Here is a 16,007-nt window from a genome sequence, read left to right as displayed (position 1 = left end):
TTATCAGCCACAGAAGCATAGTATGTATATCTGTTTCTAGCTTGTGACTCTCCTGCAAATGCCTTCATTAAATTTACTGCTGTTTTTGTCCCCTTTAAGTTTTTCATTGTTTTCCTCCTGATTTAAAATTATTTTATTTCTTTAAGCATCTAGGACAGATGCCTTTATAATAAACATTTTTTTCATTAATCTTAAAATCAATAAGTTCATCAATTACATATTTATCTATATCTATTGGAAAATCATAAAGCTTCCCACAGGATTCACATATAAAATGCCCGTGATTTTCTACATTGATATCATATTTGGATTCAATGCCATCTATAGATAGCACTCTTACCAATTCTGATTCTGTAAATAAATTTAATGTATTATATACTGTGGTCTTTGAGAGAGTGGGTATCTCTTCTTGAAGATCAGTATAGATCATGTCAACTGTAGGATGGCATCTATTTTTCAATAGATATTCCATAATTTTTATTCTCTGATGAGACGGTTTTATACCTTTTGCAGATAATGAATGAGCTATTTTTTTAATAGATATATCCATAGCATTTTCCTTTATTTTAAGATTAATAATTTTGTAATATTTACTGAATTGTAATCATTACAAAATAAATTATAGACTTTAAATCACTAATTGTCAATAGGTAAATAGGGGGCAAGTACTCTTCATTCATAGTTCTTAACTCTCCACTATTTTTTAATTGTCCATTGTCAACTGCTAATTGTCTTTATTACCCGAAAGCTCGACCCCAGCAATTGTGCATTGCTGTGTGCCCGACAGTAGAAATATCCAAGGTTTTATGCCTAGTTATATTTCACTGGGTGGGTATGAATTGTTATGATTATTTATTTGCACTTTTGTTCATATAATAGTCTAAAGGATCTACATGAACGTTTACGTCTGTTACTCCAGGGAATCTGGACTTTAGAAGCTTTTCAATATTATGTACCAGACTATGTGCTTTATCAAGGCTCATATCATTGGCAGCAACTACATGCAAATCTAAATGTATATCATCTGCACGACCCCTTGAACGTATCTTATGACAAGAATGAACTTCATCAAATTCACATACCACATTGGAAATATCTTCGGGATTTAATGCTATTGCATCACAGAGTATATTTGCACTCATTTTAACTATATCAAAAGAGGATTTTGCTATAATTAATGCAATAAATATTGACACTAGTACATCCATCCAAGAAAGTCCAAGCTTTACTGCTATCAAAGTTCCCAATACAGATATGGATACGAACACATCACTTAAAGTGTGAGTTGCATCTGAAATTAAAAAGTCACTTTGCAACTGCTTACCCTTTTTCCTTTCGTAAGTAGTTACACAGATATTTACTATTATGCTGAATATCATAATTATAAAGCTTTTAGCTGTAACGGTTTGTACTTTTGGGTTAACAATTCTTTCAAATGCACCTTTTAATAAGTTAAGTGATGTAAACAATAGAAGTCCGCTAATTAACAGTGTAGCCATGGTTTCAAATTTTCTGTGACCATACGGATGCCTTTCGTCATCAGGCTGAAATGCAAAATATACTCCTATCATACCTGCTACGTTGTTTAAGGCATCCGTCATGGAATGGAATCCATCAGCCATCATTGAAGCAGAATTTATTATAAAGCCTGTAAAAAGTTTTGATATTGATGTTATGATATTTAATAATATAATAATAAATTGAACCTTCTGAATCTCCTTGTATCTTACAATTTCCATTAGAATTATCCTTCTTTCATATAATATATTGTGGGATAAATATTCCATTAATTAATATATTCAAATATAAGAAAAAGGTTAAATATTTGAGATTAGACTATACATCTAAAAATAACTTTATAAAACTATGTTTATATTTGATTTTTGAAGGGTATTAATTGTTTTGTTGGCAAACTGGTAATTATTTACACTTATATATTTACAAGGAGGTTTTATATTTGAACAATATGACACTAAAGAAAAGGACATATCTGATTTTTATACTCGTAATCATAGTACTTATCGCAGGGAGTGTAATGACTTTTATTAATGCCAGAAAACAATTAGAATGGTCACTAAATGTAAGGGAACTAAATAATATGAATCAAGTGTTTATGGATGCTAAAGAAAGTCATCTGGTATGGAAAAACAATCTATTGGAATCCATCTTAAGAGATGAAGATTTTACAGGTGAGCTTGATTCGGATAATTGTGCTTTTGGCAAAAAGTATAGGGATATAATGAATTCTCGAAATTATAATGCACTGCCTGAAGATGTAAAATCTCTCTTGGTGGAGATAGACGAATATCATAGAGATTTACACAAATCAGCAGAAAATATAAATGATTTATCTACCTTGGATCGAATAGACAGCTACTATGAAAACATAGAGCCTAGATTAGACAAAGTATTGAATTTATCCAATGCTATAAGTAATAAGTTAGGCTCAAACACAAATATGTTCGTTCAAGAGTCAGTAGCGTCAAGTAAAAGACAAACTACTGCTATTATAAGTATAAATATAATTATAATAATTATTTTTATGATTGTTTTTATTGCTATGGACAAGCTTGTAATTGAACCGGTGAAAAATCTGACCGAATTAGCATTAGATTTGTCGGATTTCAATTTAATTCATAATGACAAATATATTAAAATAGCCAACAGTAGCACAGAATTGGGGCATATGGCAAAAGCAATGTATAAATTGCAAGGCAATTTACAGGAAATAGTTAAAAAGATAAAAGCTATATCCCATGATATAGAAGATGATTCAATCGATTTGGCAAGTTCAATGGAAGAGACTTCAGCATCAATAGAGCAAATAGCAATTTCTATAGATGAAGTGGCAAAGGGGTCCAGTGATCAAGCTAAAAGTGCGGAGCAAGGGTTTCAAGAGCTTTTGGCTTTGGACAATAAAATCAATTTGATGGATGAAAATACAGATTTAATCAATAAGGATATTGAAAAGATTGTTAATGTGAATGAAGCAGGAATTAAATCCATTGGATTATTGGAAACGCAAGTCAAAAATAACAATATTATTATTGAAAATATGAATTCACAGGTAAATATTCTAGATGACAAATCTATAGAGATAGGGAAAATAATAGATACAATAAGGAGCATAGCAGAGCAGACTAATTTATTAGCATTAAATGCTTCAATAGAAGCGGCAAGGGCGGGAGAGCATGGAAGGGGATTTGAAGTAGTTGCTAATGAAATAAGAAAATTAGCAAATCAAGTTTCGGAAAATACAAATATTATAGAAGCTTCTATAAAGGATATTCAAAATGAAATTTCAAATACGAAAAGCAATGTGGCATCGTCCAAAAATTCTATGGAAGAGACGGCAAAAAAATCCATGGAGACAAAAGAATCATTTGAAAATATAAATTTGTCCGTTAACAGTGTTATAAAACAAATTAGAACTTTAATTGATAGCATTAGAGATACTGCAATGAGTAAAGAAATTGTAATAAAAACCATAGAAGATATGTCATCTGTTACGGAAGAGTCAGCAGCGGCTACTGAACAGATCGCGGCCTCAATTCAAGATCAATCGGCAACAATCGATGAAATTGCTAAGCTATCAACTAAATTGGAGGGTATATCTACTACACTAAATACAGTGGTCGATAATTTTAAACTATAATATTAAGTTTCATTGAAAACATAGTATATAGGGAGTTTATAGATAAGCCCCCTATATTTATTTCTACAATTTAATGGTGTATACCTACATGCCGTTTAAATGACATATTGTAATAATTTTGATTGTTATATCCTACAGTAAGCGCAATTTCTCTTCACAGTAAAATCCCTTCTTTTATGTTAAAGCTACCTTTGAAAACATTAGAAAAACCCCCAATATATTTTCGTAATCGACAGAGCTGCTATTACCGTTGGCAATACATCTGCTGAACAAATCTTTGATAATGATATCATAAAGCAAACAGAAGCCTATAAAAATGAAAAGATAGTTTATCTTAGCTCACAAATCTGGTATGTAGCTTTCGGTGCTTAATAGGTACAATGCAGATAATCGAAGATATAGAATCCGGGCTATATATTTATATTTGGAAGAGTTTCAGGAGTTGCAAATTTTTTTAGGAATAAATCAATAAATCTGCTTGCTGGTTCAATTAAGAATCTGTTTTTGGAATAAATAAGAGAGATATTTCTAGTAGGTCTATACTTATCAATAATAAAATATTCTATGTTATCTTCTTGACCTAGTTGTTCGACATACATTTCAGGTAGCAATGTAATTCCCAAACCTCTTTCAACAAATTTGTGGGCTAATTCAACTCTCCTACATTCAATAACATGATTTGGGACAATATTTTCTAATTCAAATAGGGTCCTAATGATGTTTCCAAAATCGTGTCTTGGTGATAAGGTTATAACGGGATGTTGCTCAATATCTTTTAAACGAATTAATGGGAAATTACTATCTTCAGACGCTCTTCTTTTAATATCAAAACTTTTAGGTGCCGCTATAAGTAAATTTTCATTTCTAATAAAGATATTCTCATATCTAACTGTATCAGAATAAGCCTCTGCAATAACTATATCTATTTCTCCATCCTCTAACCCGCTATACAAAACTCTTGGCAAACCTTCTTCTACAACAATATTACAATGGGGATAATCATATGAAAGTTGTTCTATAATTTCAGGAAATATGTATGTATTTCGATGAGCATAAGATCCTATTACAAGTCTAGTTTGTTCAGGGTTTTTAATTGCCGTCAATTCTTTAGTAATTTGTGCCTGGGAGAGTAATGTGTTTTGAGCCCATTCAATATATAGTTTACCTGCATAGGTTAATGTTAAAGGGTATGTTGAACGATCAAAGAGAGGGGTACCTAATTTATCTTCTAATGCTTTAATATTTTGACTAATAGTAGGTTGAGTAACAAAGAGTTTTTCTGCTGCTTTAGTAAAACTTCTTTCTTCTGCTACAGTTACAACATAACGCAGGGTAGTAAAAGTTGTGGTGTTATTTTTATTCATAAACTAACCTCCAATATATTATTTGCTCATTTCACTCTTAATTATATTATATCATATAGGTAATCGCAACTATATAGCAAATAACCTATAACATATCAAATAAATTCTATTTTAATGTTAAAATATTCCTGATAAACATTGAAAATATGGGATTTTATGATTCGACTAATTATTTAAAAGATATATTTTATAAATATTACTTATATTTTGCTTGACATGGGAATTTATTGCTGGTATACTTTCTAAAAAGAAATGAAGAGAAATAGTCACATTGAAGAATCTTACACAGTTTACATAATTTAGATATTAATAATATATTGTTGCAAAAAATTATCTGATTATCAGCTTTTAATAAATATCACTTCTTTGAAGGTGTCAGTTTTTTAACCCTTCGAATAATTCCATTATCATACTATTTAAGTAACTAGCACACTATTAAATTTTTTTAAGGATACCACTATTTAGCCATTATTGAACTTATCATTAAGAGTTTAATAGCTTCATTATTAAATTTTTAAGGAAGGAGGATAGACTTTTAAACAAATACAAGACAAAAATATAATACTTTAGGAGGTAGAGAACGATGATTATTGATTTTCACGTGCATATTAGAGAAGGACGTGGAGAAGTTAAAGAATTTTTAAAAGGTATGGATGCTAATAATATTGATATGGCAGTTGTGCATCCAATAGTGCCAGGATCTGATGATTTAGGGTATTCAGACAATAAGTTTGTAGGTAAACTGGTAAAACAATATCCTGATAGACTAATGGGATTTGCATGTGTTGTACCATATGAAGAAGGTGCTGCAGATGAGCTTGAAAGAGCCATTGTTGATTATAATTTGAAAGGATTAAAATTGCATCCACCAATACAAAATTTTTCATTAGAGGATCCATGTATGTCACCACTTATTGAAAAATGTATTGAATTAGATGTACCTATTTTAATACACACTGGTCCTATTAATTCAAGGACAAGCCGTATGGCACTTGCCAGTTCATTACCAATAGATGATTTAGCTATAAGATATCCTGAAGCAAAATTTGTTATTGCCCATGGAGATCCGTTTGGAATAGATCCAACTCTAGTTGCAAAACATGAGAATGTTTATATGGATACAACTATTGTATTTTCCGAATATGTAGAGGCCTTTCCTCAAATTGCAAAGTTGACATATAAGCGCATGAGAAAGAACGACAGAATAATTTTTGGAACAGATACAAACCCATTACGAACTTATCGTTTTGCTGAAAACCTTAATCCACTTCTTTCTATGGATATTCCAAAGGAAGATAAGGATTTATTATTTGCTGGAAACGCTAAACGCTTATTAAAAATAGAATAAATTTATATGTGAATAGTGATAAGCGAAATTTTCTCAATTTTCATAATAGTACACAAACTATATATAGTTTAAAAGAATTTATGACAATATGATAGGAGGATAAAAATGCGTGATATTTTAGGTGCAAAAGTACAAAAAGGGGAGCATAAACAAATTAATATTTCTATAGGCTATCTTGCTAATGGACTTGAATTAACCATACCGCTGCATGTTTATAGAGGACAAGAAGATGGGCCTACTTTGTTGATGACTTCTTTAGCTCACGGAGATGCAACTACAGGTTTTGAAATTATTAGACAAACAGTTCAACAATTGGATTTAAATAAGCTTAAAGGAACTGTTTTGGCAATGCCTTGCTTAAACCCCATTGCTTTTGAGTGGGATTCAAGAAATACACCTATAGATATGCAAAACATGAATAGAGCTTTTCCGGGTAAAGCTGATGGATGGCTGACTGATAGATTAGCTGCAGCTGTTTCACCAGTTTGTGATTATGCAGATGCATTATTGGATTGGCATGGAGGAGGCTATGGTTCAGCTATAAATTATGTTCTGTATGACTATGTAGAAGGGGAGCTTGGTGAAAGGGTAAAAGAAATGGCTTTTAATTATGGATTGGAGATTCTTTATAATGGTAAACCCGCAGGTCCATCCTATCAATATGAGGGGTCTTTAGTAAAGTATATGCTAGGTCTTGGGAAACCGGGAATTATCCCGGAAGTAGGTACAGGTATGGGTCTGAAAATAGATATTATTGAAAGCAGTGTTCGTGGTAATTTTAACACGATGAAATGGATGGGTATGATTGAAGGGAAGCCCATTCTTCCTAAAAAACAATATCTAATTAAACATAGACCATTGCTTAGACCAAGTAATGGAGGAATGTTCTATCCTATATGTGGTCCTGAGTACTTAAACAAATGGGTTAAGAAAGGAACAGTTATAGCACAGGTTAGGAATGTACGCACAATGGAGGTTATAGAAGAAATAATTGCGCCTTGTGAGAAAACAGTCTTTATGAATATGCGCGGATTAATGACTAAGGTTCATCCAGGGGATTATGCATATATTCTGGGGGATCTATCTACTGCAGAAGTCCATGAAAATGATTAAACAGGATAAAAAAGGAGGCACTTTATGTTTGAGATTAATGGCGTTAAAGTTAAAAGAGGTGAGCATAAACAGATAAATTTACCTTTTACAAATCTGGCCAGTGGACTTGAATTGACCATACCTATTCATGTATACAATGGAAAAGAAGAAGGTCCCACACTTATGATGTCTGCTTTAGGACATGGAGATGCAATAACAGGATTTGAAGTCATTAGACAGACGGTTGAACAAATTGATTTAAATACACTTAAGGGAACTATTTTAGCCATTCCTTGTCTAAACCCAATCGCATTTGAATGGGATTCAAGAAATACGCCTATAGATATGCAGAACATGAATAGGGCTCATCCAGGTAAGCCAGATGGCTGGTTTACAGATATGCTTGCATCAGTAATAACACCAATATTAGATTATGCGGACGCTCTCTTAGATTGGCATAGTGCAGGTTATGGAGCAGCTATCAATTATATATTAACAAGTCAAGCAGATGGAGAATTAGGAAAAAAGATAAAGGAAATGGCATTTAACTATGGATTAGAATTTGTTTATGATGGGAAGCCGGCAGGTCCATCAAATCAATATGCAGGTTTTTTAACTGACTATATGATTAGTTTGGGTAAACCCGCTATTATTCCAGAAGTCGGAGCGGGTATTGTTTTAGATATAGATATTGTAAAGACCAGTGTAAGAGGTAATCTAAACATAATGAAGTGGATGGGGATGATTGAAGGTGATCTTATACTTCCAAAAGAACAGTATTTAATTAAAGAAAGGCCACTTTTACGTCCTAAAAAAGGCGGTATGTTCTATCCATTATGCGGACCTGAATATCTAAATAAATGGGTTGAAAAAGGAACAGTTATGGCAGAGATAAGACATATTCAGACAATGGAGGTTATTGAAGAAATCCTAGCTCCATGTGAGCAAACAGTATTTTTACAAATGCGAGGGTTTATGACTAAAGTACAACCGGGAGATTATGCATATATTGTTGGCAATTTAGCCAATGCTGAAAAGCGTGTGAACTAATAGTATTTTGATAATCTCCTATGTTTATAATAATAAGGGGGTTTTGATGATGTTTGACTATTTAGTAAAAAGAGTTCTCCAAGCCTTATTGGTACTATTCGTTGTCACAACTGTGGTATTTATACTTTTAAGAGGTATTGGCGACCCAGTTAAACTTTTGGTTAGTCCCGAAGGGACCTTTGAGGATTACGAAAATTTGCAAAGAATGCTTGGCTTGGATAAACCTTTAATAGGGCAATATATGGATTATTTATCTGGTATTGTTAAAGGAGATTTTGGGAACTCTTTTTTTTATAATAGGCCTGTGCTTGACCTTATTAAAGAGCATATACCTGCAACTTTACAGCTATCATTTGCTGCAATTGTTATAGCAATTCCATTTGGAATATTTAGTGGTATTATTTCGGCTGTTAAAAGGAATACACCTATAGACTCTATTGTAACAACACTTTCTATAGCTGGTCGTTCTGTTCCATCTTTTTGGCTGGGTATAATACTGATACTTATTTTTTCAGTTTGGCTTAAAATGCTTCCAGCATCCGGATATGGAAAATTTAAACAAATAATTCTACCTGCTATTACATTAAGTATGGGCTTGCTTGCAAGCACAACCAGATTGACGAGATCTTCTATGCTAGATGTTTTGCAGCAAGATTATATGACAACTGCAAGGGCTAAAGGTGTGAAAGAAAAAGGAGTAATTGTGTTTCACGGTCTAAGGAATGCATTATTAACCGTTGTAACTATGGTTGCTTTACAAATAGGGAATCTATTAGGCGGCTCAGTGGTAGTGGAATCCATTTTTGCTTGGCCGGGTATAGGTCGACTGATGGTAACGGCGATAACAAATTATGATTATCCGTTAGTACAAGCTTGTGCTTTAGTTATGGCAGTAATATTTACATTTTTAAATTTTATAGTTGATATATTATATACATTTATAGATCCAAGAATAAGACAATCATAGGAGGGGTGGGATGAAAAAATTAATTAAGACTTTAAAGAAAAGCACTGCAACGGCAAAACTTGGTTTAATAATAACAGCTATTTGGATATTCTGTGCTATTTTTGCTCCGTTATTAGCCCCTTATGGTCCCAACGAGGTTAATACATCTAAGCGTTTTATCCCACCGATATTTGCTGAGAAAGGAACAAATGAGCACATTCTTGGAACAGACGAAATGGGAAGAGATGTACTAACTAGAATTATTTATGGATCACGGATTTCTTTAATAGTAGGTATTATGGCGGTTGTAGTTTCACTAATATTAGGAACTACGCTCGGTTTATTGGCAGGATATTATGGAGGTTGGGTTGATTCAATTATTATGAGAATAGTTGATGTTATGTTATCATTTCCTTTTATTTTTATGGCTTTAGTATTGATGGCTGTTTTAGGTTCAGGTCTAACAAATGTTATTGTTGTTATTGGAATTACTGGATGGGTTCCATATGCTCGTACGGTAAGAGCTCAGACCTTATCTTTGAAGGAAAGAGAATTTATAACAGCTTCAGATACTATAGGTTGCAATGATATGAGAATCATATTGAAACATATTTTACCCAATATTATAGATTCCGCTATCATCTTAGGAACGCTGGAAATGAGTTCGGCTATTTTGTCAGAGGCATCATTGACATTCTTGGGTATGGGTATTCCGCCATCTATGGCGACATGGGGGAGTATGGTAGCATCTGGAAGAGAGTATATTTATACTGCTTGGTGGATTACAGCACTACCGGGTTTAGCCATCTTTTTAGTTTGCTTAGCAATAAATTTTGTGGGAGATTGGGTTCGCGATGTAAGAGATCCGAGGTTAAGAAGCACATAAAAAGTATGTAATAAAAAATCACAAATTAAGGAGGAATAAGGGTGTTTTCTCAAAAAACAACTAAAAGTATTCTATTATTAATGATTGTAGTTTTATTGGTAGTTACTACTGCTTGTGGTAAAAACACAGATTCAGTAAATGAAAAAGTTGTTACTTATGCTCAAATAATGGATCCAACAACCTTAGATGTACACAGAGCAACAGGTGATCAAGGAAGAAATGTATATATTAATATTTGTGAGACATTATTTACTTATGATTCTGATTGGAATTTGGAACCAAAGCTAATAGAGAGATATGAGCAAGTAAGTGATCTCGAGTGGGTATTTTACCTAAAAGAAGGTGTAAAATTCTCAAATGGAGAACCATTTACTTCAGAAGTAGTTGGTTGGAATCTTGATAGAGGTGTTGACACAGAATATCCAAGACAGGCTTGGGATTATGCTCCTTATTATGATAAATGGGAAGCTATAGATGAGCATACATTAAAAATCTATACAAAAATAAAGGCATTTAATTTTCCATTACAAATATCAGATATTCCCATGTTAGAGCCAAAGCATTCAGAAGAGATAGGTGAAGAAGCAATTGGTACGGATATTGTAGGTACAGGTCCTTATATATTGGAATCTTGGGAAAAAGATCAGCAAATTGTTTTAGTAGCTAATGAAAACTATTGGGGTGGTAAGCCCAATGTGGACAAGTATATTATAAAAACCATTCCTGAGCAATCAACTCAAATAGCTGAATTTTTAAGTGGTGAATTGGATATAATAGAAGGATTAAATTTTGAATCTCTTGAAATGATCAAAAAAGAAGAAGGGGTTAAAATTGATAGCCGCTATGAAACTAGGGTTATTTGGCTTGGATTTAATACTTTAGATTGGTCGCCAAATCAGGAATTACAAGATTCTAGAGTAAGACAAGCTCTTAATTATGCTGTTAATAAAGAGGCTATTGTTAATGATATCTTAGGTGGTTATGGTAGGCAATTAGCAACATGGTATCGAGAAGATTTTCCAGCTTATGATCCTAATATAAAAGGATTTGAATATAATCCTGAAAAAGCTAAACAGTTATTAGCAGATGCGGGATATCCAAATGGATTTAGTATAAAATTACAATCAAATACAGGATCCACTGCAAAAGGTCATGAAATAAGTCAAGCTGTTGCAGCAGACTTAGCTGCTGTTGGAGTAAAATGTGAAGTTTTAACTGAAGAGTTTAGCGCTATGAGAAATATTCTTATCAATGGACAAGACGCAAAAAAAGCTGAAGGCCTTTATAGCTGGAGTTGGGCTTCTAAGCCAGGTATGGTAGGCAACTGGATTACAGGTTTAATACAGCGTACTGGTATTACTTCATACAACGCTATTGAAGGCTATGAAGAAATAGCTGATGCAATTTTTAATTCGGAAACAGTTGAAGAATATGAAGGGCATTTAAAGGTATTCCAACAAATGCTGGTAGATGATCCACCTTTCTTATACCTTCCACAATTACAAAAAATCTTTGCTATTAGTGAAAGACTAGATTGGTCACCAAATGAGCATTATTATATTGAAGCAGTTCATATGGATGTTATAGAAAAATAATAATTACTCTCTCTATACAGCGAATAGTCGCTGTATAGAGATTAAATAGGAAAAAGGAGGGTGGAAAGTGAAAAAATTGTTAGAGATTAAAAACTTAGAAGTATGTTTCTACTTAGATTCTGCAATTCCGGCAGTGGATGGTGTGTCTTTTGATGTTTATGAAGGAGAAACACTGTGCGTTGTAGGTGAATCAGGATGTGGGAAAAGCGTGACATCACTTTCAATCATGCAACTTGTTGCAACCCCCCCTGGTAGATATCTGAATGGAGAAATTCTATATCGTGGAAAAAATTTATTGGGTTATTCCACTGATGAAATGACAAAAATTAGAGGGAAAGAGATTTCCATGATATTCCAAGAACCAATGACAGCATTGAATCCTGTTCATAGGGTTGGCAAACAAATTGGAGAAGCATTGAGAATTCATGAAGGATACGATAAAAAAGAAGCATTTAAGGAATCTATTGAAATGCTTAAAATAGTCGGAGTACCCGATCCTGTAAGATGTGCAAATTCTTTTCCATATCAGTTATCAGGCGGCATGCGTCAAAGAGTAATGATAGCTATGGCTATTTCCTGCAATCCTAATATGCTTATTGCTGATGAACCAACAACAGCTTTGGATGTCACTATACAACAGCAAATATTAGATGTTATCAAGAACTTGAAAACAAAAACAGGTATGACAGTAATGTTCATAACCCATGATCTGGGTGTGGTGGCAGAAATAGCTGATAGAGTAGTTGTTATGTATGCTGGCAAGGTTGTAGAAGAGGCATGTGTAAAGGATTTATTTGCTAATCCTCTGCATCCTTATACTAGAGCATTATTAAAGTGTATTCCAAGGGTTGATGAAAAAAGGGATAAACTTGATGATATCAAAGGAATTGTTCCCAATCCAGCAAGTTTTCCTTCGGGATGTAGATTTCATCCTAGATGTGAAGAGGCAATTAAGATATGCAAAACAATAGTACCTGAGGAAGTTACATTGGGTGATAGAAGAGTGTCTTGTCATTTAGTGACTCAGAAAGCAAAGGAGTGTCGCTTATGACTAATTTGAATCAAAGGACGATATTAAAAGTAGAAAACCTTAAAACTTATTTTGAAATTGACAAAAGATTTATTTCAAGGCAAAAAAAGTATGTTTATGCTGTGGATGATGTTTCTTTGGATGTGAAAGAAGGAGAAACTTTAGGGATTGTGGGAGAATCAGGTTGCGGGAAAAGTACATTATTACATTCCATTATGAGAACTGTACCTGTTACATCAGGAAGAATAGAGTTTGATGGTAAAGATGTGCTTTCTCTAAATAAAAAAGAACTAAGACAGGTTAGAAAGGATAAACAGATAATCTTTCAAGATCCATTTTCTTCTTTAGATCCACGTATGACAATTGGTGAAATAATCGAAGAACCCCTAATTGTTCATGGTGTAACAGATGTAGCTGAGAGGAGAAGGCGAGTTTTAGAAACATTTGAATATGTTGAATTGTTGGAGGATTTTTATTATAGATATCCGCATGAGTTTTCGGGAGGGCAACGTCAAAGAGTGAGCATAGCAAGATCTTTAGTGTTAAAGCCAAAACTCATTTTATGCGATGAGCCAGTATCAGCTCTTGATGTGTCAATACAATCACAAATCTTAAATTTATTAAATGATTTACAAAAACAATTAGATTTAACATATATTTTTGTGTCTCATGCATTAAATGTTATACGGCACGTATCTGATAGAGTATGTGTTATGTATCTTGGGAAAGTTCTAGAGACTGCGGATGTTGAAGAGTTATTTGAACGACCGAAGCATCCATATACAGCAGCTTTATTATCCTCTATTCCAATTCCAGATCCAACAGTCAATAGAGTTCATGCGAGTATAAAAGGGGAGTTACCAAGTCCTTCAAACCCACCAAGTGGTTGTCGATTCCATACAAGGTGTCCCTATGTTAAGGACAAATGTATAAATGAAGAGCCTGTATTAGAGGAAAAATCATCCTCGCATATTGTAGCATGTCATTTTAGTGATGAAATACTTTAGAAAGGAGTAATCCATGGAAAGGCTTCAAGCAGATGACTTTTTAAGATATACCTATATTTCAGATTTAGTGTCAAATCCAAAAAAAGATAAATGTGCTTTTGTTACAACACATTGTAATATGGATGAAAACAATTATAAATCTTATATTCATACTATAGATGTTAAAACAAAAGTAATTAATCAAATTACTTTTTTGGGAGAGGGAAAAAATATTGTCTGGCTGGATGATGAAAATATCTTGTTTGTTTCTAATCGAGATGCTCATATAAATGAAAGAATTAAAGCAGGAGAAGATTGGACCTGTTTTTATAAACTCTCATTGCTAGGAGGAGAAGCAGAACCATTTTTACAAATTTCTAGAAAAGTACAACAATTATTTCCCCTTTATGATGGTACTTTTGCCTTAGTAGCTGAACATTCCATAGCTGAACCTGATTTTAGCAAAATGAGAGAAGAAGAACGTAGTAAATATTTTGCAGAAAAGAAAAAAAGAGAAGAAAGCTATGCTATAGCTGATGAAATACCCTATAGATTTGAAGGACAAGGTATTATCAACAATAAACGCTGGGGGTTATACATTTATAATCCACAAGATGATAAATATATTCTTATATCAGATAAAGAGGACACAATTGAATTTATCAAAGTGAATAAAGAGAGAAACAAAATTATTTATAGTCCAAAGAAAATTATAAAGAATAAACCTAAAAAATTCTTAAGTGGAATTTCAATCTATGATGTAGAGGATAAGGAAAACAGAACCTATATTGATGATATTACATATAGGATGCGATACTGTGACTTTATAGGTGAAGTACCTATTTTTATGGGATCCGATGGCATTAAATATGGTTATCAACAAAATCCGGATTTTTTCTTTATCGATAAGGAAGGTAAAAAGAAAATATTTTATTATAACGACGACAGTGCTAGCAATGCTGTATGTACGGATATACGAACTGGTAAGTTTTATCAAATGGAAACAGATAACAATTCTATATATTATGTTGGTATGGATGGAGGAAATGCCCAGATTTACCAAGTGGATCTAGATGGTGCTCATAAAAAGATAAGCTCTAAAATTGGGTCAGTGGATTCTTTTGTGGTTCTAGATAAAGAAATAATGTTTATAGGACTAAGGGATAATAAGCTTCAAGAGATATATTCACTAAAAGATGGAAATGAAATACAACTTTCCTCATTTAATGATTGGGTTGTAAAGGAAAGAACATTAAGCAAAATAGAAAAAATCTCTTTTGTAAATAAGGATGGTACTGTTATAGAAGGGTATGTATTAAGACCAACGAACTATCAACAAGGTAAAAAATACCCTGGAATTGTTTATATTCACGGTGGGCATAAAATGAACTTTAGCCCTGTTTATTATCATGAATTACAACTCTTTGCCAACGAAGGCTATTATGTTATGTATTGTAACCCACGGGGCTCTGATGGCTTTGGAAATGAATTTGCTGATATAATAGGTAGGTATGGATATGCAGATTATGATGATATTATGGAATTTACAGATTTCTGCCTTAAAAACTATCCGGAAATAGATGAAAACCTCCTAGGTGTTGGAGGAGGAAGTTATGGAGGGTTTATGACAAATTGGGTTATAGGTCATACTGATAGATTTAAATGTGCTGTATCACAAAGGGGTATATCTAACTTTATTTCTATGTTTGGTACATCAGATACAAGCTATAATTTTCCTATGTGGCAGTTTGAAACGGATATTTGGATGGACATAGATAGATATTGGCAACATTCCCCATTAAGATATGCTAAAAATGTAAAAACACCTACCTTATTTATTCATGCTGAAGAAGATTATCGTTGTCCGATTTCTGAAGGTATGCAGATGTTTTTGGCATTAAAATATAATGGAATTGAAAGTAAGCTTTGTATCTTTAAAAGAGAGGGTCATGAACTTAGTAGAAGCGGTAAACCTTTTAATAGGCTTAATAGATTAAATGAGATTTTAGGATGGTTTAATCAATATCTACAAATATAGTATATGTAGTATAAAAG

13 protein-coding genes are annotated in these 16,007 nt (G+C 33.0%); 10 read left to right on the top strand and 3 right to left on the bottom strand.

Features of this window, described 5'->3' with window-relative positions:
- Positions 1 to 133: 133 nt before the first annotated feature.
- Both H8707_RS04290 and H8707_RS04285 read right to left on the bottom strand, forming a co-directional pair.
- Complete coding sequence (locus tag H8707_RS04290; RefSeq protein WP_262428908.1) at positions 134 to 550, bottom strand: Fur family transcriptional regulator; 417 nt, start codon at positions 548 to 550, stop codon at positions 134 to 136.
- 298 nt (positions 551 to 848) lie between these two features.
- On the bottom strand, positions 849 to 1,739 hold the full coding sequence (locus H8707_RS04285) for a cation diffusion facilitator family transporter (protein WP_262428907.1): 891 nt from the start codon (positions 1,737 to 1,739) through the stop codon (positions 849 to 851).
- A gap of 227 nt (positions 1,740 to 1,966) precedes the next feature.
- Between H8707_RS04285 and H8707_RS04280 the strand changes: the two genes are divergently transcribed.
- Positions 1,967 to 3,655 carry a methyl-accepting chemotaxis protein gene (locus H8707_RS04280; RefSeq protein WP_262428909.1) on the top strand — a complete coding sequence of 563 codons (1,689 nt, stop codon included), beginning with the start codon at positions 1,967 to 1,969 and terminating at the stop codon, positions 3,653 to 3,655.
- Between the two features lie 410 nt (positions 3,656 to 4,065).
- On the opposite strand, the gene H8707_RS04275 is transcribed toward H8707_RS04280, so the two are convergent.
- Positions 4,066 to 5,019 (bottom strand): LysR family transcriptional regulator, encoded by a 954-nt coding sequence (locus H8707_RS04275; protein WP_262428906.1) that lies wholly within the window; start codon positions 5,017 to 5,019, stop codon positions 4,066 to 4,068.
- 583 nt (positions 5,020 to 5,602) lie between these two features.
- Between H8707_RS04275 and H8707_RS04270 the strand changes: the two genes are divergently transcribed.
- The 9 genes from H8707_RS04270 (at position 5,603) to H8707_RS04230 (ending at position 15,990) form a co-directional block, all read left to right on the top strand.
- Positions 5,603 to 6,367 carry an amidohydrolase family protein gene (locus H8707_RS04270; RefSeq protein WP_262428905.1) on the top strand — a complete coding sequence of 255 codons (765 nt, stop codon included), beginning with the start codon at positions 5,603 to 5,605 and terminating at the stop codon, positions 6,365 to 6,367.
- Positions 6,368 to 6,472: 105 nt separating this feature from the next.
- The gene (locus H8707_RS04265) at positions 6,473 to 7,480 is read left to right on the top strand and encodes a succinylglutamate desuccinylase/aspartoacylase family protein (RefSeq protein WP_262428904.1); all 1,008 of its coding nucleotides are present in this window, start codon (positions 6,473 to 6,475) and stop codon (positions 7,478 to 7,480) included.
- Positions 7,481 to 7,504: 24 nt separating this feature from the next.
- The gene (locus H8707_RS04260; RefSeq protein ID WP_262428903.1) at positions 7,505 to 8,509 is read left to right on the top strand and encodes a succinylglutamate desuccinylase/aspartoacylase family protein; all 1,005 of its coding nucleotides are present in this window, start codon (positions 7,505 to 7,507) and stop codon (positions 8,507 to 8,509) included.
- A gap of 49 nt (positions 8,510 to 8,558) precedes the next feature.
- Positions 8,559 to 9,476, top strand: coding sequence for an ABC transporter permease (locus H8707_RS04255; protein ID WP_262428902.1), 918 nt, complete (start codon positions 8,559 to 8,561; stop codon positions 9,474 to 9,476).
- 10 nt (positions 9,477 to 9,486) lie between these two features.
- A complete protein-coding gene (locus H8707_RS04250) occupies positions 9,487 to 10,341 on the top strand; it encodes an ABC transporter permease (RefSeq protein ID WP_262428901.1) in 855 nt (284 codons plus the stop codon).
- Between the two features lie 41 nt (positions 10,342 to 10,382).
- Positions 10,383 to 11,936, top strand: a complete 1,554-nt coding sequence (locus H8707_RS04245; RefSeq protein WP_262428900.1) for an ABC transporter substrate-binding protein — start codon at positions 10,383 to 10,385, stop codon at positions 11,934 to 11,936.
- Between the two features lie 67 nt (positions 11,937 to 12,003).
- Positions 12,004 to 12,987, top strand: coding sequence for an ABC transporter ATP-binding protein (locus tag H8707_RS04240; protein WP_262428899.1), 984 nt, complete (start codon positions 12,004 to 12,006; stop codon positions 12,985 to 12,987).
- Positions 12,984 to 13,973 carry an ABC transporter ATP-binding protein gene (locus tag H8707_RS04235; protein ID WP_262428898.1) on the top strand — a complete coding sequence of 330 codons (990 nt, stop codon included), beginning with the start codon at positions 12,984 to 12,986 and terminating at the stop codon, positions 13,971 to 13,973. The genes H8707_RS04240 and H8707_RS04235 overlap by 4 nt, the downstream gene beginning before the upstream one ends.
- 13 nt (positions 13,974 to 13,986) lie before the next feature.
- Entirely contained in the window at positions 13,987 to 15,990 is a 2,004-nt protein-coding gene (locus H8707_RS04230) for an alpha/beta hydrolase family protein (RefSeq protein WP_262428897.1), read from the top strand.
- Positions 15,991 to 16,007 lie beyond the last annotated feature (17 nt).

The organism is Paratissierella segnis (genome assembly GCF_014385195.1).
GTDB lineage: Bacteria > Bacillota > Clostridia > Tissierellales > Tissierellaceae > Paratissierella > Paratissierella segnis.
Note: the sequence above shows the minus strand (reverse complement) of the source record. Positions and strands in the feature narration are given on the sequence as shown.